Annotated in this window: 26 protein-coding genes; 13 read left to right on the forward strand and 13 right to left on the reverse strand. The window is 38.0% G+C overall.

What is annotated here, in order from left to right; translation table 11 throughout:
- Positions 1-98: 98 nt before the first annotated feature.
- Entirely contained in the window at positions 99-1523 is a 1425-nt protein-coding gene (locus AO843_RS08115; RefSeq protein ID WP_054610622.1) for a magnesium transporter CorA family protein, read from the forward strand.
- A 41-nt stretch (positions 1524-1564) separates the two neighbouring features.
- Here AO843_RS08115 and AO843_RS08120 read toward each other — a convergent pair whose 3' ends face one another.
- Together AO843_RS08120 and AO843_RS08125 are read right to left on the reverse strand one after the other, a co-directional pair.
- Positions 1565-1777 carry a hypothetical protein gene (locus AO843_RS08120; RefSeq protein WP_054610623.1) on the reverse strand — a complete coding sequence of 71 codons (213 nt, stop codon included), beginning with the start codon at positions 1775-1777 and terminating at the stop codon, positions 1565-1567.
- Positions 1778-1799: 22 nt separating this feature from the next.
- Positions 1800-2387 (reverse strand): peptidylprolyl isomerase, encoded by a 588-nt coding sequence (locus AO843_RS08125; protein WP_054610624.1) that lies wholly within the window; start codon positions 2385-2387, stop codon positions 1800-1802.
- Between the two features lie 237 nt (positions 2388-2624).
- On the opposite strand from AO843_RS08125, the gene AO843_RS08130 reads away from it, so the two are divergent.
- Positions 2625-4475 carry a transglycosylase domain-containing protein gene (locus AO843_RS08130; RefSeq protein ID WP_054610625.1) on the forward strand — a complete coding sequence of 617 codons (1851 nt, stop codon included), beginning with the start codon at positions 2625-2627 and terminating at the stop codon, positions 4473-4475.
- Positions 4476-4743: 268 nt separating this feature from the next.
- On the opposite strand, the gene AO843_RS08135 is transcribed toward AO843_RS08130, so the two are convergent.
- Positions 4744-5307, reverse strand: a complete 564-nt coding sequence (locus tag AO843_RS08135) for a DUF5366 family protein (RefSeq protein WP_054610626.1) — start codon at positions 5305-5307, stop codon at positions 4744-4746.
- 157 nt (positions 5308-5464) lie between these two features.
- On the opposite strand from AO843_RS08135, the gene AO843_RS08140 reads away from it, so the two are divergent.
- Genes AO843_RS08140 through mnhG form a run of 7 tightly spaced genes read left to right on the forward strand, consistent with a single transcriptional unit; the run spans position 5465 to position 11220 of the window.
- Positions 5465-7876 (forward strand): Na+/H+ antiporter subunit A, encoded by a 2412-nt coding sequence (locus AO843_RS08140; protein ID WP_082389419.1) that lies wholly within the window; start codon positions 5465-5467, stop codon positions 7874-7876.
- Positions 7863-8285, forward strand: coding sequence for a Na(+)/H(+) antiporter subunit B (locus tag AO843_RS08145; protein ID WP_054610627.1), 423 nt, complete (start codon positions 7863-7865; stop codon positions 8283-8285). The genes AO843_RS08140 and AO843_RS08145 overlap by 14 nt, the downstream gene beginning before the upstream one ends.
- Complete coding sequence (locus AO843_RS08150; protein ID WP_008178124.1) at positions 8285-8626, forward strand: Na(+)/H(+) antiporter subunit C; 342 nt, start codon at positions 8285-8287, stop codon at positions 8624-8626. The genes AO843_RS08145 and AO843_RS08150 overlap by 1 nt, the downstream gene beginning before the upstream one ends.
- Entirely contained in the window at positions 8619-10106 is a 1488-nt protein-coding gene (locus AO843_RS08155; protein ID WP_054610628.1) for a Na+/H+ antiporter subunit D, read from the forward strand. The genes AO843_RS08150 and AO843_RS08155 overlap by 8 nt, the downstream gene beginning before the upstream one ends.
- Before the next feature lie 4 nt (positions 10107-10110).
- A complete protein-coding gene (locus AO843_RS08160; RefSeq protein ID WP_054610629.1) occupies positions 10111-10590 on the forward strand; it encodes a Na+/H+ antiporter subunit E in 480 nt (159 codons plus the stop codon).
- Positions 10587-10868, forward strand: a complete 282-nt coding sequence (locus AO843_RS08165) for a Na(+)/H(+) antiporter subunit F1 (protein ID WP_054610630.1) — start codon at positions 10587-10589, stop codon at positions 10866-10868. Before AO843_RS08160 ends, AO843_RS08165 begins: the two co-directional genes overlap by 4 nt.
- Complete coding sequence (mnhG, locus tag AO843_RS08170) at positions 10852-11220, forward strand: monovalent cation/H(+) antiporter subunit G (protein ID WP_054610631.1); 369 nt, start codon at positions 10852-10854, stop codon at positions 11218-11220. The genes AO843_RS08165 and mnhG overlap by 17 nt, the downstream gene beginning before the upstream one ends.
- A 52-nt stretch (positions 11221-11272) precedes the next feature.
- On the opposite strand, the gene cysC is transcribed toward mnhG, so the two are convergent.
- From cysC to AO843_RS08190, 4 genes are all read right to left on the reverse strand, one after another.
- Complete coding sequence (cysC, locus tag AO843_RS08175; protein ID WP_054610632.1) at positions 11273-11866, reverse strand: adenylyl-sulfate kinase; 594 nt, start codon at positions 11864-11866, stop codon at positions 11273-11275.
- Positions 11863-13002, reverse strand: a complete 1140-nt coding sequence (gene sat / locus AO843_RS08180; RefSeq protein WP_054610633.1) for a sulfate adenylyltransferase — start codon at positions 13000-13002, stop codon at positions 11863-11865. The genes cysC and sat overlap by 4 nt, the downstream gene beginning before the upstream one ends.
- Before the next feature lie 90 nt (positions 13003-13092).
- Positions 13093-14157 carry an inorganic phosphate transporter gene (locus tag AO843_RS08185; RefSeq protein ID WP_054610634.1) on the reverse strand — a complete coding sequence of 355 codons (1065 nt, stop codon included), beginning with the start codon at positions 14155-14157 and terminating at the stop codon, positions 13093-13095.
- Positions 14158-14169: 12 nt separating this feature from the next.
- Complete coding sequence (locus tag AO843_RS08190) at positions 14170-14871, reverse strand: phosphoadenylyl-sulfate reductase (RefSeq protein WP_054610635.1); 702 nt, start codon at positions 14869-14871, stop codon at positions 14170-14172.
- 454 nt (positions 14872-15325) lie between these two features.
- Between AO843_RS08190 and AO843_RS08200 the strand changes: the two genes are divergently transcribed.
- From AO843_RS08200 to AO843_RS08215, 4 genes are read left to right on the forward strand one after another with little or no spacing between them, the layout of a single operon-like run.
- Complete coding sequence (locus AO843_RS08200) at positions 15326-16366, forward strand: sulfate ABC transporter substrate-binding protein (protein ID WP_054610637.1); 1041 nt, start codon at positions 15326-15328, stop codon at positions 16364-16366.
- An 11-nt stretch (positions 16367-16377) separates the two neighbouring features.
- Positions 16378-17211 carry a sulfate ABC transporter permease subunit CysT gene (cysT, locus tag AO843_RS08205; RefSeq protein ID WP_054610638.1) on the forward strand — a complete coding sequence of 278 codons (834 nt, stop codon included), beginning with the start codon at positions 16378-16380 and terminating at the stop codon, positions 17209-17211.
- A 10-nt stretch (positions 17212-17221) separates the two neighbouring features.
- Positions 17222-18094, forward strand: coding sequence for a sulfate ABC transporter permease subunit CysW (gene cysW, locus AO843_RS08210; protein WP_054610639.1), 873 nt, complete (start codon positions 17222-17224; stop codon positions 18092-18094).
- Positions 18095-18109: 15 nt separating this feature from the next.
- Complete coding sequence (locus tag AO843_RS08215) at positions 18110-19180, forward strand: sulfate/molybdate ABC transporter ATP-binding protein (RefSeq protein ID WP_054610640.1); 1071 nt, start codon at positions 18110-18112, stop codon at positions 19178-19180.
- Between the two features lie 40 nt (positions 19181-19220).
- Here AO843_RS08215 and cysI read toward each other — a convergent pair whose 3' ends face one another.
- From cysI to AO843_RS08240, 6 genes are all read right to left on the reverse strand, one after another.
- A complete protein-coding gene (gene cysI, locus AO843_RS08220; protein ID WP_054610641.1) occupies positions 19221-20939 on the reverse strand; it encodes an assimilatory sulfite reductase (NADPH) hemoprotein subunit in 1719 nt (572 codons plus the stop codon).
- A 97-nt stretch (positions 20940-21036) separates the two neighbouring features.
- Positions 21037-22821 (reverse strand): assimilatory sulfite reductase (NADPH) flavoprotein subunit, encoded by a 1785-nt coding sequence (locus AO843_RS08225; RefSeq protein ID WP_054610642.1) that lies wholly within the window; start codon positions 22819-22821, stop codon positions 21037-21039.
- A gap of 46 nt (positions 22822-22867) precedes the next feature.
- Positions 22868-23017, reverse strand: a complete 150-nt coding sequence (locus AO843_RS23955; RefSeq protein ID WP_004228347.1) for a YezD family protein — start codon at positions 23015-23017, stop codon at positions 22868-22870.
- Complete coding sequence (locus tag AO843_RS08230) at positions 23017-23757, reverse strand: sirohydrochlorin chelatase (protein WP_054610643.1); 741 nt, start codon at positions 23755-23757, stop codon at positions 23017-23019. Before AO843_RS08230 ends, AO843_RS23955 begins: the two co-directional genes overlap by 1 nt.
- A gap of 12 nt (positions 23758-23769) precedes the next feature.
- Positions 23770-24543 carry a uroporphyrinogen-III C-methyltransferase gene (gene cobA, locus AO843_RS08235; RefSeq protein WP_054610644.1) on the reverse strand — a complete coding sequence of 258 codons (774 nt, stop codon included), beginning with the start codon at positions 24541-24543 and terminating at the stop codon, positions 23770-23772.
- A gap of 445 nt (positions 24544-24988) precedes the next feature.
- Positions 24989-25195, reverse strand: a complete 207-nt coding sequence (locus AO843_RS08240; RefSeq protein ID WP_054610645.1) for a hypothetical protein — start codon at positions 25193-25195, stop codon at positions 24989-24991.
- Between the last annotated feature and the right edge of the window lie 85 nt (positions 25196-25280).

Genomic DNA, 25280 nt, shown 5'->3' on the forward strand with positions numbered 1-25280 from the left:
GGGTTCAGTCCCATTTGAGATTTCTTTTTTTATATGTTTAGAATCCTTATTATGTGGAAAAGTTTCTTATCAATTGGATGGAAAAAGGGGGATTTTCAATGGACTTAGTTCCTTTAACGATTCAACGTGCCTATATGACATTCTTGTTTCCCTTCGCCTATCACACAAAAGACCGACAAAAGATTGGTAATGTCCTCTTACATGAAGGGTTTTCATTTTTTGATTTGAACAACATAGCTCTTGAAAATGCCTTTTATGGGGACATAACAATCATACACGAGGAGCTTGCCCAGTTTTTCTATCCCTTTCTTGAGGATAAATTATTTCCAAAGGGATTGGACAGCCCAGACTTTCTTCGGTTCTCAAAAGCTTTCTATACACAAGGGGCTTTACATCATCAAGAAAGCAGTATTAACTACGAAATCATGAGTATTGATGTGACACTATGTCCTTTCGGCAATGGCATCGTGACAGTTCGAACAAACATCACAGATATGCCTCATGACATTAGTGATATTTTGAATTTCATCCACTACTTTAGGGTGCTAGAGGCAAAGCTGCGAGAGGAAAAAGGTGCAAGTCATCATTTTTCATTTGGTCATTGTGGTTCAACTAGTGAGCTATTATTCAACTATTTTATCCCCTACTTAAAGCCTTTTCTACAGCACCACCAAGACCATAGCAACGAAGGCTTACCTTTTTTTGAGGATGAACGAATGTTCTCATCCGCTTATTTAATTTGTAATGAAAAAGCAGAACTATTACCTGAACATCTTTTTCGATTAGGGCAGGTAGATGGACGAACACCTGATGGCAAGTCCTTTATTTCCAGTACAAACCCTCAATATATCTCAAATTATGTGCAGGAACATACTCATACACGCTGGGCACCAAATAGTTATATTATCTCTTCAGCACAGGCACAAATGACACTAACAAATAGAACATTTAAGAAATGCACACATAGCATTCAGGAGTTTATGGGTACTCACTATTATAATCTGTTCATCCATTACTTTTATAAAATGATGCTCTTAAAACTTTCTTATGAATACAGTGAAATAAAGTGGGGAAAGGATAAGCAGGTTGTCAATGAGTTAATCGAGCTGATTACAAAGTTTTCAGCACGTTATTATTTTGAAGAGGTTATTGTTCGAACTGAAGGTAGAGAAATTGCTCAAATGCTACGAAAGCATTTTCGTATAAATGAACATTATGTAGAAACAAAAGCAACATTGAACAGTTTGTATCGAACACAAGAAGATCAGTCTGATAATCGAAGCAATAATTTACTGTTTATATTAACCGTATTTACAGTTATATCTGGTATTTACGGCATGAACTTAGTCATTGAAGAATGGAAGGACAGTAGTGATTTAGATAGCGTTTGGAGCTATACACCATTCGAATGGCTTGCCTTCATCACCGCATTGAGTGGGATTGGCCTGTCAATTGTACTCGTTTGCTTGAATGCCTTCAAAACGCTACAAAATATGGTGCGTCGTGCTAGAAGAAAAATTTAAATAAAAGAATCTGTCCCCACGTGGAGGCAGATTCTTTTTAATTAGACATTTTGTTGGTTATTTGTATTTTTCTTATCTGCTAGAATTCGTGCTTCAATTTCCTTTGATTTAATTTCTTGTTTCTTAGAAATTTTACGGAAAAGCGTAAACACGATAACACATAAAATAAGCATGATTAAAAATTCAAATGCTGCTGGAATATATCCTGATTTATCTTCCGGGAAATATAAAAATTGGTACATTAAGTTTTCCATGCTCTACACGTCCTTATAATTATTATTCAAAGACTGTAATTGACTCAATTTTCACATCTTCTAATGGCTTATCACGGGGATCTTTTTCTACGTCCGCAATTTTATCCACAATGTCCATTCCTTCTACAACATGACCGAATACAGTATGTTTATGGTCTAACCAAGGAGTACCACCATTTTGTGCATAAGCTTCGATGATTTCCTCTGGGAAGCCTGCTCCTTGTAATTGACGTAGCATATCACTTGGAAGATGTTTCATTTGTACAAGAAAGAATTGAGAACCATTTGTGTTTGGACCAGCATTAGCCATTGATAGCGCACCGCGTAGGTTAAACAATTTATCTGAGAATTCATCTTCAAAAGAATCACCCCAAATTGACTCTCCGCCCATACCTGTTCCAGTTGGGTCACCACCTTGAATCATAAAGTCTTGAATAACACGGTGGAAAATGATGCCGTTATAATAACCTGATTTAGCATGACCCAAAAAGTTTTCAACAGTTTTTGGTGAAAACTCTGGGAACAGCTTAATTTTGATGGCACCTAATGTTGTGTTCATTTCTACAAGCACTTCGCCTGCTTGTACGTCAGTTGTTAATTGTGGAAACATGGAAGTCTCTCCTTTAATGATAAATTTCAGTTTCAATGAAAAGGATGACAATTCATCCTTCTTGACCTCATTTTAGTCTAACATACTTCCCCTTGGTTTTCTTCATCAAAGTATTGACGATTTATGCACTTTTAACTCCCCCTCTAAAAACGAAGGAAATAGGTCTGACCGAGTATTTGGAATCAATCCAAAATATGTTATTCTGTTGAAGGATTCATAGAAAGAGTGGAGGCACACATGAAAAAGGCTTTTGGTTTTTTTATTATACTTCTTTCCCTACCTGTTCTTTGGTGGATTAGCACAAACATACGAACAGAAATCAATACAGCTCAAGCACATGAGGAACAAATTACACAGGCTATTTATTTGCCCGAAGTGCAACCTCAGCTTCCAGTAACACTTAAAGATCAAAATGGGCAAACATTTAGTGAAGAATATGTCGAATGGCGGCAGCCACTAACATTACAAGAAATTCCACAAATTGCCCAGGAAATATTCATTACTAGTGAAGATGCCGACTTTTACGAACACATCGGCTTTGATTTAAGTGCTATCCTTCGTGCAGTGGTCGCCAATTCAAATACGAGTACTAGCTCTCAAGGTGGCAGTACGATTACACAGCAGCTTGTTCGGATGCGTTATTTATCTGACGAAAAAACATATGAACGAAAATTAACCGAACTTTTTTATGCTTATGAATTAGAAAAAGAATTCGATAAAGAAACAATTTTAACCATGTATCTTAATGAATCCTATTTTAGCAATCAAGTTTATGGCATTGGTGGAGCAGCAACTTATTATTTTCAAAAACCTCTCCAACAATTATCTATAGCTGAAATTGCTTTCATCGCAGCGATTCCCAATAACCCGTCCCTTTACAATCCTTTAAAAAATTTCGATCAAACCAAGGCACGTCAGGAGCGCTTATTAGATACGCTTTCCGCTAAAGGTAGTATTACAAAGGAAGAGGCAACAACGTATAAGGCTGAAACCATTACATTGCAAATTAAAGATAAAATTCAAAGCTATCCGATGTACAGCACTTATGTTCTTCAAGAGTTAAAATGGTTAGTCGCAGAAAAAGAAGGCTATGCAGATCGACTTAACAACACAGATAATGAGGAAGAAAAGAAAAAAATTAAAGCACAATTAGACAATCGACTTGATACGCTATTTCAAAATGGACTCATGATTTACACAGCATTAGATCCTCATAAACAGCAGCATGATGAGGAAAAAATGACGGCTACTTTAGGTGCAGGCCCGTTGCAAGCAGCAGGAGCTGTCATTCAAAACCAATCAAGAGAAATAGTTAGCTTGTATGCAGGAAAAAACTATGAAAAATTTGATTATCATCGCGCATTTCAAGGAACACGCCAGCCAGGTTCTGCCTTTAAGCCACTGGCAGTCTACGCCCCTTTCTTTGAAACGACAGCCCATACACCTGATTCGATTGTAAATGGCGGCAGTTATTGTGTTGGATCATTTTGCCCCCAAAACTATGGGGGTTATAAGTATGGCGATGTGTCCATACGTACAGCGTTTAGACATAGCTATAATACATCCGCTTTGCGACTCTTTCATACAGTTGGCGTTGAAACAGCATTTCATTACTTAGATCGTTTCCACTTCCGTTCTATTGTAGAAAAAGATCGTAATTATGCCACTTCTTTAGGTGGACTTACCTATGGTGTAACAGCGTTAGAGCTAGCAGATGCCTATACAAGCTTTATTGATGGATCTTATGTTCTTGCTCATAGTATTCGTAAAGTCACAGCATTAGATGGAACAGAACTCTATAGTTGGCATACACAGCGTGATCAAATCTGGTCTCCTAAAACAGTAAAATACATGCGCGAACTCCTTGCCGATGTTGTGGCGAATGGTACCGGACAAGGTGTTTACAGTAACAGTAGCTACGTTGGTGCCAAAACAGGTACAACTAATGACTATCGAGACTACTGGCTTGCTGGACTCAATGATAACTATACAGCTGCCGTATGGATTGGTTATGATAAGCCTCAATCCATGCAAAAATTAGAAGAATACAAAATTCATCATCAATTATTTAATGTTTTACTTGAGTAAGATTAATAGCGATTCAAGACCTGCAACATAACCTTTTGGTGCTAGTTGAGTCTCTTTGCTCAACTGCACCTCTTACACATAGATCTTCAATAAAAACCTTCCCTATTCAAATCAGAAAGCTATTTTTGACCTTATTCTTATTTGGAGTTTTAATAGGTGGATGTACGAAGAAAGAGGATGCAGGTAAGTATGTGAAATACTTAAAAAAGGCAGCAGAAATTACTTTTCTGCTGCCTTTTCAATAGTGAAACTATAGAGCAATGTGTATTTATTGAGCAAATGGTAAACTTGCCAAAATACCATTATATAGTTTCAATACAACATAAACGACTAATGTTAATAGAATAGACCACATAAAAAGTTCAAAGATTAATAGACCGATTGTGCCACCCATTGTCATAAAATGACTCATTTTGTAGATCAGATAAATGAAATAAGTAAACACAGTTATGACAAAGATTCCTATTAAAACATAAATAAATTGGATCGCAAATGCTGAACACATGGCACCGATAAACAAGATAATATAGCCGCCTCGCGCTTGACTAACGGTTGCCCCATCATTATCTTTTGAAAAAAAGAGCATTCCTAACTCATGTATGGTTTCTCCTACTAATTTGAGTGCTGAAAATAGCATAAAAAAAACAATAGCAAAAATAATGAGTAAAAATACACGTAATTCCACATCAGATAAAAATTCTCGCATACCTGAATATACACCGATTGCTCGAAAAATCTGTAAAGATTCTCCAACAGCATACATACCAAATGTCAAACTAAACAATAAAATTGTAATTAATGGTAGATAACCATAGATATATGGATTCTTCATAAAATTTTTTTTCCTCGATTTTTATTGATAACTTCCTATTTATAATATAACGAAAATTCTTCCACTACCGCAAGCTAAATCCCAATAGTGCAAATGCATTCCCAATTAAAGTACGTTATAATTGATTTACTTACCTGCATAAAGGAGGGTTATTTTTTTGTTACAAGTACTTTATATTTTCATTCCAATGCTTGCTGCGATATTAGTACCATTTTTATATAGAAGCATAAAAAATATTCATACTGGCTGGTTTGTTCTTGCTGTTCCAGCTACGCTCGTAGTTATCTATGCATCCTATATTACACAAGTAGCTAAAGGCGAAATATTTACTGGTGAACTTCCATGGATTCCATCGCTTGATATTTCCATCGTCTCCTATTTGGATGGCCTTAGCTTATTATTCTCACTATTAATTACTGGGATCGGTTCATTAGTTGTTCTATACTCCATTTTTTACTTAGATAAACATAAAGAAAAATTACATAATTTTTATGTTTACTTACTGTTGTTTATGTCAGCCATGCTTGGAGTAGTACAGTCAGATCACTTAATTACATTGTATTTCTTTTGGGAATTAACATCGATTTCCTCATTTTTACTCATTGGTTATTGGTATAACCGTGATGCATCACGCTTTGGCGCGCTGAAGTCAATGATGATCACAGTTGGCGGTGGCTTAATGATGCTAGGTGGATTCGTGCTTCTCTATTTAATGGGAGGGACTTATTCTATTCGAGAGCTCATTGTCATGGCACCAAATTTAGTAGATCAACCTTTATTTACCTGGTCGCTTGTTTTAATACTTCTAGGAGCATTTACAAAATCCGCACAATTCCCATTCTACATTTGGCTACCAGATGCTATGGAAGCGCCAACACCAGTAAGTGCATACCTTCACTCTGCCACAATGGTCAAAGCAGGTATTTATTTAGTGGCACGCTTTACCCCAATTTTTGCAGCTTCTGAGCTCTGGGTGTGGCTTGTAACAGGTGTAGGTATCTTAACTTTATTCTGGGGCTCCTTCTTTGCAGTCAAACAAACAGACTTAAAAGGTATTCTTGCATTCTCAACAGTCAGTCAACTTGGACTCATTATGTCACTACTTGGGGCAAGCGCAGTTGCTTTTCATTCTAATGACTCAATAGATACGATTAAATTTGCTGCATTTGCTGCCATTTTCCACCTTATCAATCATGCAACATTTAAAGGCAGTCTATTTATGATTGCTGGAATTATCGATCATGAAACAGGGACACGTGATATTCGAAAACTGGGTGGATTAATGAGTATTATGCCCATCAGTTTTACAGTTGCGGCGATTGGAAGCTTGTCGATGGCTGGTCTTCCGCCATTTAATGGCTTCTTAAGTAAAGAAATGTTTTTAACAGCCATGCTCTCACTTCAAAAGTTTGAGTTATTTGGCTTTGATACATGGGGAACGCTCTTCCCTATAGTGGCTTGGGTTGCTAGTATTTTCACATTTATTTATAGTTTTTATTTTGTTTTTCGAACATTTAATGGAAACTACAAACCAGAAAAATTACCTCATAAACCACATGAGGCACCTATCGGGATGCTAATTTCTCCAATACTTTTAGCAGTCTTAGTTGTGTTAATATTCTTTATCCCGAACTTTATTGGCGATACATTTGTAAAACCGGCTGTTCAAGCGATTCAGCCATTTTTATACGATACACCACAAGATATTGACATACATGTAGTAGCTTGGCATGGAATCAACCCAGAGCTGCTAATGACAATAGGTATCATTATCATTGGGGTACTGCTTTTTGTGGCATTACCAAATTGGCAAGGTATGTATCAACGATTACCAAAAGCTTTCACATTGAACAATGCTTATGACAAAATTATGCAGGGATTAGATGTTGGCCTAAATCGTCTATCTCGAATCTACATGACAGGTTCTATGCGTCATTATTTGCTCTATATGTTTAGCGGTATCGTCGTTATCGTCATTGGTTCTCTTGTTGTAAAAAATGCCTTTAGTCTTTCATTCCAAGATACTGCTCCAATTAGACCTTATGAAATTATTTTAGTCATCGTTTTATTAATTGGAACAGCTATCACAGTACTAGCCAAGTCACGGTTAACGGCCATTATAGGGCTTGGTTCTGTAGGTTATACAGTAGCATTATTCTTTGTTATTTTTAATGCACCCGATTTAGCGTTAACACAACTAGTTATTGAGACAATATCTGTTGCACTCTTTTTATTGGCATTCTACCATCTACCAAAGCTTGGTAAACGAGAAGAACGTATGAGGTTTCAATTAAATCGTGCTGTTATATCCATTGCAGTGGGTGTCATGGTAACACTTGTCGCACTATCTGCCCATTCGCAAAAACTCATTCCCTCTATTTCCAAGTACTATGAGGAAACCGTTTATTCCTTAGCTGGCGGAGGAAATATTGTCAACGTCATTTTAGTAGACTATCGTGGCTTCGATACATTGTTTGAAATTACAGTACTAGGTATTGCTGGAATGGCTATTTTAGCAATGATTAAATTGCGCATGAATAGAAAGGAGAAATCACATGAAAACAAATGATGTGATAATACAATTTACGGCTAAAATTGTATTTTTCATTATTTTCTTCTTCTCCATTCATATTTTTTTAGCTGGTCATTACACGCCTGGTGGAGGCTTCGTAGGAGGGCTTTTAACCTCAAGTGCAATCGTACTATTAGTGTTAGCCTTTGATATCAATACAGTACGACATATTTTACCTATTAATTACACGTACTTAACGGCCATTGGTTTACTATTGGCCCTTGCCACTGCGGCATTTCCTATGTTTATGGGCAAACCGTTTTTTACCCACTACTTTAATTATTTCGATTTACCGCTTCTAGGCAAACAGTCTCTACACACGGCTATGCTTTTTGATAGCGGTGTCTATCTGGTTGTTGTCGGCGTTACGATGACCATTATTCAAACGATTGGAGAGGATGAATAATGGAAATAATTATGGCTTTTGTGATTGGCTTTCTCTTTATGGCAGCTGTCTATTTAATTTTATCGAAAAGCTTATTACGTATTATTATTGGTACAGGACTTTTAAGTCACGGTGCCCATCTACTTATTTTAACGATGGGTGGACTTGGCGGTGAGGCTCCACCCGTATTAAACGAAGGAGCCAAAACTTTTGCAGATCCATTACCGCAGGCGCTTATTTTAACTGCTATTGTTATTAGCTTTGGGGTAACAGCATTCTTCCTTGTGCTGGCGTATCGTTCCTATCAGGAACTTCAAACAGATGATATTAGCTTAATGAGAGGAAGTGATGAGGATGAATAACTTCCTACTTCTGCCTATCATCATTCCGTTCTTCTTCGGGATGATTTTAATGTTTGGGCAAAAAAATCTAACCTATCAACGAACCTTTTCATTACTGGGCATCGGAGTCTCCCTGATCACTGCCCTTTCACTTCTTTTTAAAGTGAAAAATGATGGTATCCAAAAGGTAACTTTCGGAGACTGGCCAGTTCCTTATGGCATTACTATGGTTTCTGATATGGTATCCGCACTGCTTGTTACAACGACATTGCTAATAGCTCTTTTTGTTGTTTGGTATGGCTTTGGTTCTATTTCTAAAGAACGTGAACAATTCTTTTATTACCCTGGAATAATGTTTATTTTAACTGGGGTGAATGGAGCCTTTACAACAGGTGATATTTTTAACTTATTCGTTTTCTTTGAAGTATTATTAATGGCTTCTTATCTACTTATCGTGCTAGGTGGCGAGAAAGGGCAACTAAAAGGATCAATCAAATATATCTTAATTAATGTTATTTCGTCTGCCTTATTCGTTATTACCGTTGCCTTTTTATACTCTGTTGTAGGAACCTTGAACATGGCTGATATTGCCGTTAAAATAGCTGAAATCAATCAACCTGGGATCATTACTGTTATAGCTGTACTCTTTTTAATGGTATTTGGATTAAAAGCAGCTATTTTTCCATTGTACTTTTGGCTTCCTACTTCGTATGCAGCGGCGCCTATACCGGTACTTACACTATTTGGTGCACTGCTCACAAAGGTTGGCGTATATGCGATTACACGCACCTATACACTATTCTTTGTACATGATTTATCCTATACACATGATCTATTGATGGTCCTTGCCATTGCTACAATTGTAGCTGGGTGCATTGGGGCACTAGCTTATTTTGATGTCAAACTTATTATTATCTACAACATTGTCATTGCAGTAGGTGTTATTTTATTTGGTGTCTCTCAAATGAACGAGGTTTCTTTAAAAGGTGCGATGTTTTATCTAGTGCACGATATGCTTATAAAGGCAGCACTCTTTATGTTAATCGGTATTATCATCTACATTACAGGTACATCGGATTTGCGTAAGATGGGTGGTCTGATGAAGAAGTACCCGGCTCTTGGTTGGTTTTACTTAATTGCGGCTTTTGGTTTAGCTGGTATTCCACCACTTAGCGGATTTATTGGTAAGCTATTGATTGTACAAGGTGGCTTTGAGGCAGGGAGTATGTGGAGCAGTATTTTCATATTAGCGTCCTCACTGCTCGTGCTATTATCAGTGATTCGAATCTTCCTCTATGCCTTTTGGGGTGATGAAAAAGAAACAAAAGGTACTGTCGACAAATCTGTCTATAAGATGCTGTTTATGCCTTCAGCCCTTTTAGTACTCATTTCTGTAGCATATGGTGTAGGTTCTGAATGGATTACGCCATTTATGGACGATGCAGCAAAACTATTAAATGATCCATCTATCTATATAGATGCTGTGATGAAGGGGGATTAGCACTATGGCATTTCAAATGATTTTAAACTTTGTACTTGCCTTTGTATGGATGTTCCTTTCCTCTAATTACACAGCAACCGGCTTTATTATTGGGTTCTTAATGGGAATCATTCTACTCATAATAATGCGGAGATTCTTCAAGTCTCGTCTTTATATCTATCGCTTATGGGCCCTTTTAAAATTGACTTTGCTGTTCTTTAAAGAATTAATATTAGCGAATGTGCAGGTTCTAAAAGTAGTGTTAAAGCCTAAATTAGACATGCAGCCTGCCTTTTTTGCTTATCCAACTGTATTAACCGAAGATTGGGAAATCACTTTATTATCCAGCCTTATTACTTTAACGCCAGGAACTGTAGTTGTACATGTATCTGATGATGCTAAAACACTGTATGTACATGCTATTGATATTAGTGATGTGGATGAAGCTGTTGCTTCAATTCGAGATTCATTTGAGAAAGCGATTTTGGAGGTGAGTAAATCATGACAACTTTTATTATTGCGGTCATTGTAGTGATTTGCTTATCGATGATTGCGGTCATTTATCGAATGGTAAAAGGGCCTTCAGCATCTGACCGTGTTGTTGCTTTGGATTCACTGGGTGTTTCCCTTATTTCCTTGATTGGACTATTTTCGATATTAGTGGAAACAAGCTTCTTCCTTGAGATTATTTTATTGTTAGCGATTTTATCATTTATCGGTACAGTAGCCTTCTCTAAATTCATAGAGAAAGGAGATATCATTAAACGTGACAATTCTCGCTAATAGTTTAGTTATCTTTTTCATTTCTATTGGAGTAATTTTCATTGTCGTCACAGCTATTGGACTTGTTCGCTTACCTGATTTATATACACGGGCACATGCTGCTTCAAAAAGTGCTACACTTGGTGTCATGTGTGTATTGATAGGTGTATTCTTTCACTTTTGGCTGATTGAAGATCATTTCAATCCACGTATATTACTGGGAATATTATTCCTCTTTATCACTGGCCCTGTTGGGGGACATATTATGACTCGCTCTTCCTATATCGCTGGTGTAAAGCCTTGGAAAGGGACAGTACGTGATGAATTAGGTCCTGAAATTGACAGAATGAAAAAAGAACAAGGTGTGAAATAAAACATATAAAAAATCTGCTCGATCATTCTGAACGAGCAGATTTTTTGTTTGCTTAAATATATCCCTTAGCAGTTAAAATACTTATTAGCTGTTCCACACATTCTTCAATGGTATGGTGTTCTGTATCTAAAATAATTTCAGGATTTTCTGGTTCTTCATAAGGAGCGCTAATACCTGTAAAATTAGCAATTTCTGCATTTCTTGCTTTTTTATATAGACCCTTTGGATCCCGTTTTTCACATGTTTCTACTGAGCACTTTACAAAGACTTCAATAAATTCGCCATCTTCGACAAGCGTACGGACCACCTGACGATCTTCTCGATAAGGCGAGATAAATGCCGTTAACACAATTTGACCGCTTTCTATAAATAACTTTGAAACTTCTCCTATTCGACGAATGTTTTCTTTTCGCCCTACCTCATCAAAGCCTAAATCCTTATTTAAGCCATGACGGACATTATCGCCATCCAACACAAACGCTTGGTTGCCCCTTTCATATAATTGACGGGCGAAAGCATTGGCTACGGATGATTTTCCTGAGGCAGATAAACCCGTAAACCATAAAATAAAACTTTGGTGTTTATTATGGGATCGACGCTCCTCTTTCGTAATGGACGCTTCATGCCAAACAATATTCGAACTCATTTGACTACCTCCTTCTGCATGCCTTTAATTAATACATCTACTACCTCTTTACGGCTGAATGTACTAGGTGGCACTTCTCCATTGCGAAGCATCTCTCGTACTTTTGTTCCTGATAAAATAATATGGGCAGAGCTATCGTGCGGACAAGTTTTTGTCGTAGCCATCCCTTCACATTGCTGACAATAAAAACTATGCTCGAACTTTAATGGGACAATCCCTAATTCGTCTTTCGTAAACTGTTCGAAGATCTTTTGGGCGTCATACGTGCCATAGTAATCCCCTACACCTGCATGGTCTCGGCCGACGATAAAATGTGTGCAGCCATAATTTTTCCTTACAAGTGCATGGAAAATGGCCTCCCTTGGTCCTGCGTAACGCATAGCAGCCGGAAATACACCCAATTGTACACGATTTTCAGGATAGTAATTTTTTAATAGAATCTCATAGCTCTCCATGCGGATAGTCGCAGATACATCATCCGATTTTGTTTCACCAACAAGAGGGTTTAAAAATAAACCATCAATCGTTTCAAGTGCTGCCTTTTGGATATATTCATGTGCTCGATGCACTGGGTTACGCGTTTGAAAGCCAACAATTGTTTGCCATCCCTTTTCAGCAAATAAATGACGGGTTTCCACTGGATCAAATGAATACGTAGGAAACTTTTGTGCAAGACGTTTGATTAAGGTGATTTTTCCTCCGACATAAATAGCAGGACGTTCATGTAATTTGTGAACCCCAGGATGTGCTAGATCCTCAGTACCATATACAAGTAATGCCTCTTTTCGCTTATTCGGCTCAAAAATATCAGCCACCTGAATGACACCATAAGTTTCACCTTGATAGACTAATTTTACCTCTTCATCAGGTTGTAATGTCGCTGCTTTCTCTTCCGTCACAGGGAGGGTAATTGGAATACTCCATACTATGCCTGATGCTAATCGACTTTTTTCCACCACTGATTCATAATCTGCTTGTGTTAAAAAGCCTTCGATGGGACTATAACCACCTATGGCAATTAACTCTAAATCACTCAAAGAAATGGCATCCAGCTCTATCTCCTTATGAATAGATGTCATATCCTTTTCGGGATGAAAAGCTTGCACAAGAAACCCTCCATGTGGTTGTAAACTCATATAATCTCCTCCTAATTCTAGTTAAATACTAAGTTTAATAGTTGAAATGTATGAAAGATCAAAATCAATGATGTTGTAACACTAGTAAAATTAAATACCCTCTCCTGCATCATATATGGATTGCTCTTCTTCTCGCATTGTACGCATTAAACTAATAACACCAAGCGTTCCAACAATAATGCTGCCATTCAAAATAATCGCATAAAGATCTTTTTCTAAAAACAACTGCACTAAAAAATAAGAAATAGCTAACGAAAAAATTGGTGATACAACCCAAATACGAATAATTTTTTTCACGATATGCTTGTGGAAAATTTGTTTTCCATTCTTCGCCATCCCTATCCCAATAATAGAAGAAGATGTTACTTGTGTTAACGGTACTGGAAGTCCAAAAATTGAGCTTATACCAACAAGAAGCGCACCCGTACTTGAAATTAAAATCCCTTCTGCCTTTTGAAAACGAATAATCTTTTTACCGTTTGTTTCAAGAACTCGTTTTCCAAGTAGGATGGCCCCTAACGCCACAAATGCACCACCCAGCATAATGCCCATAGAAACGTCCATCATCCCCGCACCAACTAGCGGTCCAACTGCATTGGCAACGTTATTCATACCTGCCGAAAAAGCTTCAAAAAATCCTGCTAATACTAGTAGTAAAGTTAAAATTGGACGATCTTTTAGTAATCCCCTGTGTTGTAATTTATATAATAGCTTCCCAAATATAAGGGCAATAACAAAGGCTATAAGTGGTACAATGACCCAAAAGGTTATGATGACAAGCAAAGAATTGACGTATAACACTTTATATGCCATTCCCACACCAACGACTGCCCCAACAGTAACTTCACTCGTAGATAAGGGAATGCCTAAAAGATTGGCAAAAAATAAACTACTTGTTGCAGAAATCAAAATAATGATGACAATCTTCACTGTAATATACTCCTGAGGCATAATGCCTGAGCTAATCGTTTTGACAACTTCTCCTCCGCCTAAAACTGCTCCACTATAAACGCCTATTGCGCATAACAGTAATGCTTGCCATGCCTTTTTTATAGCACCTGCCCCGTAAGCAACTCCCATTGAAGCTGCTGCTCCACTTGCACCTATATTCATTGCAAAAAATAAACTAATCGCTATGGCAAAATATTCAAGCATGACATAACTCCTCTATTCATGTAGCCCACATTCCGTTTTACCAGAACCTTGCCATCGACCAGAACGTAAATCATCCATCGTAAACGCCGGTTTTGTACAATGCTCACAACCGATACTTGGATAACCTTGATCATGCAAGGGATTGTATGGCAAATTGTGCTTTGAGACATATCGCCAGACATCCTTCCAAGTCCAATGGATAAGTGGACAAACTTTAATCGACTTAAATTTATCATCACGATTAAGAAAATTTGTCTGTTGACGTGTTGGCGATTGTTCACGACGTAAACCAGATATCCAAGCCTTTGTACCTGACAGAGCTTCATGTAAAGGCTTAATCTTGCGAATATCACAACATTGATTTGGATTTGACTTCCATAGTTCATGACCATATTGAACCGCTTGTTGTTCTAGTGTAAGTGCAGGCTTCTTCATAACAATGTTTAATTGTGGATATTTTTCTTTTACTTGATTGATCGTTTCATAAGTTTCTTTAAAATGGACATCTGTATCTAAAAAGACAATGGTTGCATCTGGCCTCACCTTAGAAATGAGATCAATTAAGACTATGCCCTCAACCCCAAAACTACAGGCATAAACTATTTCATCTCCATACTCTTGATAGCTCCACTGTAGAACCTCTAATGCTCCCTTATACGTATCATCCACTTGAAAATTAATGTTTGGTTCTTGCCAATTTGCATGTGTTAACATTGAATCCCCCTCATAGCGAAAAAAGGCGTTCTAACAAACGACACAAAAAAACATGTCTTTGTTAAAACGCCTCTAGTTTGACTAGCCAGCTCATTATTCAACGATTGTTCACTAGTAATTGCTACCTCGTTCTATAATCGTTCTTCTTATTACCAAATATATACTAAAGTACACCAAGCAGTCAACTAGGTTTTTGAAATATCTTATGCAATGAACCCACTTTTGACACTCTTAGGTGCATAAGATGAATGATATATAGACAATCACAGTTACTTTCAAAATTTTATAATTCCTTGTTGACTAATAGGAAATATATGTTTAATGTATTACCTAAAGCTTTGACACAAATACTAAAAATGCTGATCAGAGGATCTGAAGGCCGTCTACCCATGATGTTTTGTCATTATGGGGGATGGCCTTTTGCATTCTTTGGCCAGAAAGGGAGTGAAATGGAATGAAAAAAAGGAGATATGTTCTGCAATTAATAGTACTACTAACTGTAATAACGTTAACCTTAACAGGATGTGGTAGCGCTGACTCAAATGAAAATGCAAGTGGAAAATCAGTAGAGCTACTAAATGTATCCTATGATCCAACACGTGAGCTTTACGATGAGTTCAATAAAGATTTTATAAAAAAGTGGAAGGATGAAACAGGGCAAGATGTTACGATCAAACAATCTCATGGGGGCTCTGGCAAACAAGGTAGAGCTGTGATTGATGGTCTTGAAGCGGACGTTGTCACGCTTGCTCTCGCCTATGATATTGATGAAATTGCCCAATCTCGTGAACTGTTGAATAAAGATTGGCAAACGGAATTTGACCATAACTCTACCCCTTATACATCAACCATTGTCTTTTTAGTACGTAAGGGCAACCCCAAAAATATTCTAGATTGGGATGATCTCATAAAAAAAGACGTATCTGTCATTACACCTAATCCAAAAACATCTGGTGGTGCAAGGTGGAACTACTTAGCTGCTTGGGCTTATGCTGGGAAGTTATATAACAATGATGAATCAAAAATAAAAGAATTTATGAAATCACTTTATAGCAATGTTGAAGTACTAGATTCGGGCGCACGAGGAGCTACAACAACATTTGTTGAACGAAAAATTGGGGATGTCTTAATTGCATGGGAAAATGAAGCCTACTTATCACTTCATGAATTAGGTAAGGATGAGTTCGAAATTATAACACCTTCATTAAGTATTTTAGCGGAGCCACCAGTTGCAGTTGTTGATAAAATCGTGGATAAAAAACGGACACGTGAAGTGGCTGAGGCTTACTTACAGCATTTATATAGCGATAACGGGCAAGAAATTGCTGCGAAAAATTACTATCGCCCTCGCAGCGAAACTGTTCTAGCCAAATATAAAGATCAATTCCCTCAGCTTGAACTTGTCTCTATTGATGATTTTGGTGGCTGGACACAAGCACAAGCCACGCACTTTAAAGATGGTGGTACCTTTGATGAAATCTATGTACCACAATAAGGAGTGTTCTAATGAGTAGTCTAACCCTGACGAAGAAATCACGTCGAATTATCCCAGGATTTCACCTGTCTCTTGGTTATACGATGCTATATGTAAGCTTACTAGTATTGTTACCACTTTCCATGATATTCATCCACACTATGTCCTTAAGCTGGACAGCGTTTGTCGATATAATCACGGATCCTCGTGCTGTTGCTTCCTATAAAGTAAGCTTCAGCACAGCTCTAATTGCAGGTCTATTGAATGTTCTTTTCGGCACAATTATTGCTTGGGTTCTGGTGCGCTACCAGTTCCCCTTTAAAAGAATCATAGATGGATTAGTAGATTTACCCTTTGCTTTGCCTACTGCTGTAGCTGGGATTGCCTTAACATCGCTTTATGCGCCCAATGGTTGGATTGGCCAATTTTTTGATTTTAAAATTGCCTTTACACCCCTTGGCATCATTATTGCCTTAACGTTTATTGGGTTACCTTTTGTTGTACGGACAGTACAGCCAGTATTGCAAAATATTAGTGCTGAAGTCGAGGAGGCTTCTGCTAGCCTTGGAGCGAATCGTTTACAAACTTTTCGAAAGGTCATTCTACCCGAGTTGCTACCAGCGATATTAACGGGCTTTTCATTAGCCTTTGCTCGAGCACTAGGCGAGTATGGCTCTGTTGTTTTCATTGCTGGAAATATGCCTATGAAAACAGAAATTACACCTTTAATTATTATGACTAAGCTTGAGCAATATGATTATGCTGGCGCCACTGCAATTGCAGTAGTAATGCTTGTTACGTCATTTATTTTATTATTTACAATCAACATCATACAATGGCTAGCCAATCGTCGCTTTGTACATTAGGAGGAGCTATATGGAACAATCAACATTTATTCAACAGGCTAGTACTGAAAAAAATAAAGTTACTAAGTCTGCCGCCTTACAAGAGCCTCGTTTTATTCGCTATACACTCACATTTATTGCTTTAGCCTTTTTAGCTTTTTTTATCGTACTACCATTAGCTTCAATTTTTATCACAGCCTTTCAAAAAGGTGTGGATGTTTACTTGGCAGCTATTACACATCCAGATGCATTAGCTGCTATTAAACTCACTTTAATGGTCGTAGCTATTGCCGTACCGCTAAATGCGATCTTTGGTGTGATGGCTGCTTGGACACTTACAAAATTTAATTTTAAGGGGAAAAATCTTTTACTAACCATTGTTGATTTACCTTTTGCAGTCTCCCCTGTTATCGCGGGTTTGGTGTTTATTTTATTATTTGGGTCACAGGGATTATTTGGTGATTGGTTATTCGCTAATGATATTAAAATTGTTTTTGCTCTACCAGGTATTGTCCTTGCAACTATATTTGTCACATTGCCATTTGTTGCTCGTGAATTAATACCGCTGATGCAAGCACAGGGTACTTCTGAGGAGGAGGCGTCCATTTCACTTGGTGGAAGTGGCTTTAAGACATTTTGGTATGTCACATTACCGAACATTAAATGGGGTTTATTTTATGGTTTGATATTATGTAATGCACGCGCCATAGGAGAATTTGGTGCTGTATCAGTAGTATCAGGTCATATACGAGGCATGACCAATACAATGCCACTCCATATTGAAATTCTCTATAATGAATATCAATTTTCAGCTGCATTTGCTGTTGCATCTTTAATGAGTGTCATGGCCATCTTTACATTAATTTTAAAAGACATTATTGCATGGAAGTCAAAATCAAGTTAAAAGGAGATGGTCAAAATGAGTATTCAAATTCAAAATGTATCAAAAAAGTATGGATCTTTTCAAGCATTAGAGGACATTTCTATTCATATTCAGTCAGGTGAACTTGTCGCATTGCTCGGTCCTTCTGGATCAGGAAAAACCTCTTTATTACGTGTCATTGCAGGGCTGGAAACCGCCGATACAGGTGATATCTTTTTTGATGGATATTCCATGACGGATCGGCATCCAAAGGAACGTAATGTAGGCTTTGTATTTCAACATTATGCCCTATTTCGCCATATGACTGTCTTTGATAATGTCGCTTATGGGCTGAAGGTTCGCCCCCGAAAAACTAGGCCTTCTAAGCAGGAGATACATGACAAAGTGATGGAATTACTACAATTAGTTAAACTCGAAAATTTCTCCGATCGTTATCCCACACAGCTCTCAGGTGGACAGAGACAACGTGTAGCTTTAGCGAGAGCACTTGCTGTAGAGCCTAAAGTTCTTTTACTAGATGAGCCATTCGGGGCACTCGATGCAAAAGTACGTAAGGAGTTGCGTCGATGGCTGCGAAAGTTACACGATGATTTTCATATTACAAGTATTTTTGTTACGCATGATCAAGAGGAAGCATTGGATGTAGCAGATCGTATTGTTGTCATGAACAATGGTAAAATAGAGCAAATCGGGAGTCCTGATGAAGTCTATACAAATCCCAAAAGTCCATTTGTCTATGATTTTTTAGGCAATGTCAATCTTTTTAAAGGACGCTTACATAACGGTAAGCTGATGCACGGAGAAGTTGCACTTGATGTGCCTGATGTGCAAACACATACAGAAGATAATGTGATTGCTTATGTTCGCCCTCATGATATACAGATAGAAAAAGTGAGTGTTCCAGGTACGGTTCCTGTCCAAATAAATCATATCCATTTGCTAGGACCTATTGTCCAAATTGAGCTACGCCGTGAAGATCTTGATGAATTTTTAGAGGCTGAATTATCAAAAGAACAGTTCCTTCATCTTCACCTTAAAGTTGGTGATCATGTATTTGTTAGGCCCAAACAATTAAAAGTCTTCATACCTGAAGATTACTCCATCTAAAAAACCATGTAGCAAAAAAATTTTGCTACATGGTTTTTATTTATATATGAAATTCTCTACCATCATAAACGGCTGTCACATATCCAGCACGAATCACAAAATCGCCAAAATGCTCATCCTCTAAACGTTCCTTCGCATAATGTATAAGAATTGGTCGAAGTTCCGCTAGTATCTCTTCTTCACCAATATTTTCACGATAGATTTTATTCAATCGATTACCAGTAAAACTTGCCCCTAGATATAAATTGTATTTCCCAGGACCTTTACCGATAAAGCCTATTTCAGCCATCGCTGCGCGTGAACAGCCATTTGGACAGCCCGACATACGAATTACAATTTCTGTATCATTTAACCCTGTTTCATCGATGATTGTTTCAATTTTAGTAATAAGAGAAGGCAAATAACGCTCTGCTTCCGCCATCGCTAAACCACAAGTAGGTAAGGATACACAGGCAATGGAATTTCGGCGCAATGCAGAATAATGTGCACCATCCGTCAACTTATATTGATCTATAATAGCCTCAATCTTTTTCCTCTTCTGTGGTGTTACATTTCCAATCATTAAATTCTGGTTAGGCGTTAAACGGAAATCACCTGTATGCACCTTAGCTATTTCACGTAACCCTGTTAACAGCTGATAATCTTCAAAATCTTTAATACGGCCATTTTGAATAAATAACGTATAATGCCATTTACCCTCTGCCCCTTTAATCCAACCGAACTCATCCCCTGTACGTTCAAACGTATAAGGACGTGCTTCTTGAATGCTCCAACCCAAACGTCGCGTTAGTTCTTCGTTAAACCATTCTAGTCCTTTAACATCAATCGTATATTTGAAACGTGCATTTTTACGGACAGAGCGATTCCCATAATCTCTCTGAATGGTAATAATCTTTTCCGCTGTTTCCAATAGTCTATCCGGCGTAATAAAGCCAATTTCACGTGCAAGCTGTGGATAGGTAGTATGATCACCATGCGTCATGCCCATTCCTCCACCAACAGCTACATTAAAACCAATAAGCTGTTGATCTTCTACGATAGCGATAAATCCGATATCTTGCGAAAAAACATCGACATCATTACTTGGAGGAATCGCAATGGCAATTTTAAATTTACGTGGCAAATATTGTGCTCCATAAATCGGTTCAATTTCTTCATCCTGACTGTCTATTACCTTTTCTCCATCTAACCATAATTCATGGTATGCACGTGTACGCGGTAGTAAATGCTCACTTAGTTTAGCAGACCAGTTATAAACTTCTTCATGTAATGCTGACTGATTTGGATTTACATTACACATGACATTACGGTTTACATCCCCGCAGGCAGCAAGAGAATCCAATAACACTTCATTCATTTCTTGCATATATTTTTTAACATTCCATTTTAAAATGCCATGTACTTGAAATGCTTGACGTGTTGTTAGTTTTAAGGAGCCATTGCCATACTTTCTAGCCATTTCATCCATTACAAGCCATTGCGCTGGGGTAGCCGCTCCTCCAGGTGTTCGTACGCGTACCATGAATTGATAGGCAGGCTCTAGTTTTTGGCGTTGTCGTTCATTGCGAAGATCTCGGTCATCCTGTAGGTAACTACCATGGAATTTCATTAAACGATTGTCATCTTCGGGAATACCTGAACTTAATGGGTCGTTCATAGTCCGTTCAAGTGTCCCACGAAGATAATTACTTTCGGTCTTAATACGCTCTACATCACTTGGTTTCCCAGACTGTGGAGGCAAAACAATTTTCTCTGTCATTCTTTATCGCTCCTTTAATCCATTACACCTCTCCAGAGGATTCGCTTGCTAGCAAATAGTAATCTTCCTACGAGGAAGGTTTTTGTTCCGAATACAGTTAATAAACATCACGCTGGTATCGTTTTTGTTGCTTTAGTTCTTGTACAAAGGCTTTTGCTTGCTCAGTTGTTTTCTGCCCCTGCCGTTCAATGATACGATGAATGGTTACATCCACATCAGCTGCCATTGATTTTTTATCACCACATACATAAATGGTAGCGCCTTGCTCAAGCCATTCATAAAAACTAGCTGCATTCTCTTCCAATTTGTGTTGAACATAGATTTTTTTATCGGTATCACGTGAAAAGGCTATATGCATTTGACTTAATGTGCCAGAAGCTAGCCAGCGTTGCCAATCTGTTTGATATAGGAAGTCCGTGACAAAATGCTGATCGCCAAAAATGAGCCAAGCTTTCCCCTCAACCCCTAACTCTTCTCTTTCCTCTAGAAAAGCTCGATATGGTGCGATACCTGTGCCAGCGCCAATCATAATTATTGGCGTTTCCTTCTGTTCTGGTAATCTGAAATTTGGGTTTTTATGAACATAGATTGGTAATGTATCGCCAATTTGAAGTTCCGCAACACTACCTGAACAAACTCCAAAACGTTGTCGGCCGTTCGTCTCATAGCTTACCTTGCTAATCGTTAAATGAACCTCATCATTATTGGCCAATTGGCTACTTGCAATGGAATACAATCGTGATGGAATTTTTCGTAGAATCTCCACGAATTGCTGCGCACTCCATGTGAAAGGAGCAAATTCTTCTACTACATCAAGTAAATCCCTTCCCTTGGCATAATCCTTCCATGCATTAGGTTCTTCAAAAAGCTTTGAAAACTGATTATGGTTTGTGTAAACATTAATTTTTTCGAGCACTGGCTTCGATAACACTGTAATTTCCAATTTTTTTTGTAAGGCATTCTTTAAGGACATGATTTCATCAAAAACAGTCACCTCAGTAACTGGATCAAATTTCAGGGCTACCAGTAATGCATGGACTAATTGCTCACTATTCTCCGGTTGAATACCTATGCTGTCTCCCGGTTCAAATAGAAAATTCGCTCCTTCAATGGATAATTCTAGATGACGTGTCTCTTTGTTAGAGCCTCGACCGTTTAGATTAATATTTTCTAACACTTCAGCGTAAAATGGATTTTTTCTTGAATATGTAGTAGCTCCTAGTTTTTCATCGCTCTGTGTTGAAGTTACTGATATTGCTGTAGCCTGTTTGAGAAATTCCTGTTGAACGGTTGAGAACCATTGTGCAGCCGCGTCGTCATAATCCACATCACAATCAATACGAGGAACAATCCTTGTTGCACCTAACTTGGCAAATTGTTCATCTAGGTCCTTGCCTGTTTTGCAGAAAAATTCATAGGAGCTATCCCCTAAAGCAAGAACCGAATACTGAAGATGCTCTAGTTTTGGTGCTCGTTTACTATGCAAAAATTCATAGAACTGGATCGCCTGATCTGGTGGATCACCCTCACCATGTGTACTCACAATGAGTAATAGATTAGTGATTTTCTTTAAGTTACTTGCTTTAAATTTTCCTAATGATGAGACAGTAACGTCTACGTTTTGAGTCTTTAATGCGGACGCATATTTTTCAGCTAATCCTTGACTATTGCCCGTTTGTGAACCATATAAAATCGTCATTGTTTTCGTAATAGGTTGGTTTGCTTCTGGAATAGTTTCAACTATGGCTTCCTGAGTAGCTTGTGGTGCACTTAAATAACCGTTTAACCAAATTTTTTGTTCAAGTGTTAATTTAGGCAAAAGTTCGTTTAATAACTTTACCTGCTCTTCATTAAATGGACTGTTTACTACTTGCAATCTCAATCTTTGCCACCTCGCGAATCGTCATCATTTCATTCTCTAAAAAGAATTATCGGAGTCTTATTTTTTCCTTTTTTTCTATTTGAACCACATAAGAGTTTTGAACAATCAATGTAATCGATCCATGGTTCACAGTATTTAGCATTTGGCGGACATTATCTAATGCTAGATTTACATTTTCAGTCCTTTTATCTACCATTACGAAACACCTTCCTCTTTAAAATGTAGTAATTCATCAACACGCTCCACTAATACTTTTTTTACATTGTCGTCATAACCTAAGCTTTCACACAGTATCATGTTGTGGTTTTCTAACCCTTGTAATCGCTTTGTAATGCTTTGCCGTAAAATACCTGTAAATAAGAGATAAGGTACAATAAAAACTTGATGCTGCCTCTCATTTTCTTGCTGAAGCCAGTCATCAAAACTTGGACCCATTCCATATAAGAAGCAAATATCTACTGTTTGATAGTTGTATTTCATACGCAACCTAGTTGCAATTTTAGCTAAATCTCTCTTAACGGTTGGATCACTACTGCCACGTCCTATTAATAAAACATTTGCTTCACTGTTAGGTTGTTGTTTCTCGAGAATCCTAGCCTGCAACGTGTCAATGATTCGTTCATGAATGCCTAATGGTTCACCATAGGTAAACTGGACATATGGATAGAGCTTTTGGGCCTTGGCCATTTCGGTAGGAATATCCTGTTTTGCATGTTGTGCGGCAAGTAGTAAAATGGGCATAACAGCAATCGTGGTAGCCCCTTGTCTAACACAGGTTGCGATCCCGTCTGCAATTGTTGGTGTTGCAAGCTCCAAAAAGCATATTTCCTGAATGGGTACATGAACTTCTTGTTGTACTCTTTGAAGAAATGCTACGGCTTGCTCTACACCTGCTTTGACACGACTACCATGGGCAATATATAAAATAGCCTGCATGAACTCACATCCTTACCTCACAATTTGGATTGGTTGTGGATTGTTATGCTCAAACCATTGAATAGTTTCTCTTAATGTCACAACCTTCCCAACTAAAATGATGCTCGGGTTTTGAATATTTTCTGTTCGAGCAATTTCTTCAATCGTTGCTAAAGTACCCGTAACCGTTTTTTGCTTAGCAGAAAATGTTCCCCAATGGATAACAGCTACAGGCGTTTGTTCCTCACGTCCATATTTAAGGAGTTGCTGACGGATGTACGGCAGATTACCTACCCCCATATAAATCGCAATCGTATCGATCCCTTTCGCAAGACTCTCCCAACGAATCTCGTCATCTTTGCCTTCCTGCATATGTCCAGTGACCATAGCAAAACTTGAGCCCAAGTCCCGATGTGTCACAGGAATCCCTGCATAAGCTGGCGCTGCTATACCTGAAGTAATCCCTGGTACAATTTCAAATGGAATATGATGTTTCACTAGTACCTCGGCCTCTTCTGCTCCTCTTCCAAAAACAAATGGGTCACCCCCCTTTAATCTTGTAACGACTAACCCTTGCTGTGCATAACTGACAAGTGTTTGATTAATATGCTCCTGAATCATGGCATGTTGTTGTGGCATTTTCCCGCAAAATATCAATTTAGCGTCTTGCTTGGCGTAGGTTAATAGCTCTTTATTAATGAGTCTGTCGTATAAAATGATATCTGCACATTCAATACAACGTAATCCCTTGACCGTAATGAGGTCAGCGTCTCCGGGACCAGCACCTACGATATAAACTTTCCCCATTCCATTTCACTCCTTATATCAATTGCGCCTCAGCGTCATGGTGTCCAAACTTTCTCAACCTGACGAGTAAAAGTTCATCTAAAATCCTCACACCATGTGATATCCGCCAGATGCTCAATTTTGATTAGGCGGACGTTCGAATACCAACTACAAAGGACAAATTTCATTCATCTCCCCTATTGAGGAAGGGGTCTTCTGTACCTGGCACCTTTCTAAATCAAGATAACGAAAAAAGGCTAATATTATCCCTAAGCACAAAAATGCCTATGAACAATAAAAGCCTCTAGTTTGCCTAGTCAGCTACTTATTTAATTCTTAGTAATATAATAAGAATAATAAATAATTTAGTATATTCTGTCAACACAAAATTTGCTACTTGCCAAAGCACAACAAAAAAACCAGTGACCAATTTTGACATGGCTACTGGTTCATGCATTTTATGTCCTTACCAAGGTCTACGATACCCTGGTCGGTAAAATGGACCTCGCGGATATGGCGGATATGGCCGATAGTTTGGATAATATGGATAGTAAGGATATCGATTAAATTGAGACCCTAGTAAACTTCCTAAAAATCCACCAAAAAACGGTGCACCGAATGGCCAAATAAACCCTCCAAATCCTCCTCCTGGGTAACCTCCGAAATTACGCATATGCTACCTCCCCTTTTTACTCTATCGTATGAAAGAAGATACATCTATCATATGTACAATGCCTAATCTATCGGGATTAGTGCTT

It is taken from the genome of Lysinibacillus sp. ZYM-1 (assembly GCF_001308875.1).
Taxonomy (GTDB): domain Bacteria; phylum Bacillota; class Bacilli; order Bacillales_A; family Planococcaceae; genus Lysinibacillus.

Coding starts and splice junctions, on each gene's coding strand:
- cysW (WP_054610639.1), top strand. CDS start 17,222: ATGGAACAATCAACATTTATTCAACAGGCTAGTACTGAAAAAAATAAA.
- cysC (WP_054610632.1), bottom strand. CDS start 11,866: ATGAGTTCGAATATTGTTTGGCATGAAGCGTCCATTACGAAAGAGGAG.
- AO843_RS08135 (WP_054610626.1), bottom strand. CDS start 5,307: ATGAAGAATCCATATATCTATGGTTATCTACCATTAATTACAATTTTA.
- AO843_RS23955 (WP_004228347.1), bottom strand. CDS start 23,017: ATGGTAGATAAAAGGACTGAAAATGTAAATCTAGCATTAGATAATGTC.
- sat (WP_054610633.1), bottom strand. CDS start 13,002: ATGAGTTTACAACCACATGGAGGGTTTCTTGTGCAAGCTTTTCATCCC.
- AO843_RS08125 (WP_054610624.1), bottom strand. CDS start 2,387: ATGTTTCCACAATTAACAACTGACGTACAAGCAGGCGAAGTGCTTGTA.
- AO843_RS08155 (WP_054610628.1), top strand. CDS start 8,619: ATGAATAACTTCCTACTTCTGCCTATCATCATTCCGTTCTTCTTCGGG.
- AO843_RS08115 (WP_054610622.1), top strand. CDS start 99: ATGGACTTAGTTCCTTTAACGATTCAACGTGCCTATATGACATTCTTG.
- AO843_RS08215 (WP_054610640.1), top strand. CDS start 18,110: ATGAGTATTCAAATTCAAAATGTATCAAAAAAGTATGGATCTTTTCAA.
- AO843_RS08150 (WP_008178124.1), top strand. CDS start 8,285: ATGGAAATAATTATGGCTTTTGTGATTGGCTTTCTCTTTATGGCAGCT.
- AO843_RS08120 (WP_054610623.1), bottom strand. CDS start 1,777: ATGGAAAACTTAATGTACCAATTTTTATATTTCCCGGAAGATAAATCA.
- AO843_RS08240 (WP_054610645.1), bottom strand. CDS start 25,195: ATGCGTAATTTCGGAGGTTACCCAGGAGGAGGATTTGGAGGGTTTATT.
- AO843_RS08230 (WP_054610643.1), bottom strand. CDS start 23,757: ATGCAGGCTATTTTATATATTGCCCATGGTAGTCGTGTCAAAGCAGGT.
- cobA (WP_054610644.1), bottom strand. CDS start 24,543: ATGGGGAAAGTTTATATCGTAGGTGCTGGTCCCGGAGACGCTGACCTC.
- cysI (WP_054610641.1), bottom strand. CDS start 20,939: ATGACAGAGAAAATTGTTTTGCCTCCACAGTCTGGGAAACCAAGTGAT.
- AO843_RS08130 (WP_054610625.1), top strand. CDS start 2,625: ATGAAAAAGGCTTTTGGTTTTTTTATTATACTTCTTTCCCTACCTGTT.
- AO843_RS08190 (WP_054610635.1), bottom strand. CDS start 14,871: ATGTTAACACATGCAAATTGGCAAGAACCAAACATTAATTTTCAAGTG.
- AO843_RS08200 (WP_054610637.1), top strand. CDS start 15,326: ATGAAAAAAAGGAGATATGTTCTGCAATTAATAGTACTACTAACTGTA.
- AO843_RS08145 (WP_054610627.1), top strand. CDS start 7,863: ATGAAAACAAATGATGTGATAATACAATTTACGGCTAAAATTGTATTT.
- AO843_RS08160 (WP_054610629.1), top strand. CDS start 10,111: ATGGCATTTCAAATGATTTTAAACTTTGTACTTGCCTTTGTATGGATG.
- cysT (WP_054610638.1), top strand. CDS start 16,378: ATGAGTAGTCTAACCCTGACGAAGAAATCACGTCGAATTATCCCAGGA.
- AO843_RS08165 (WP_054610630.1), top strand. CDS start 10,587: ATGACAACTTTTATTATTGCGGTCATTGTAGTGATTTGCTTATCGATG.
- AO843_RS08185 (WP_054610634.1), bottom strand. CDS start 14,157: ATGCTTGAATATTTTGCCATAGCGATTAGTTTATTTTTTGCAATGAAT.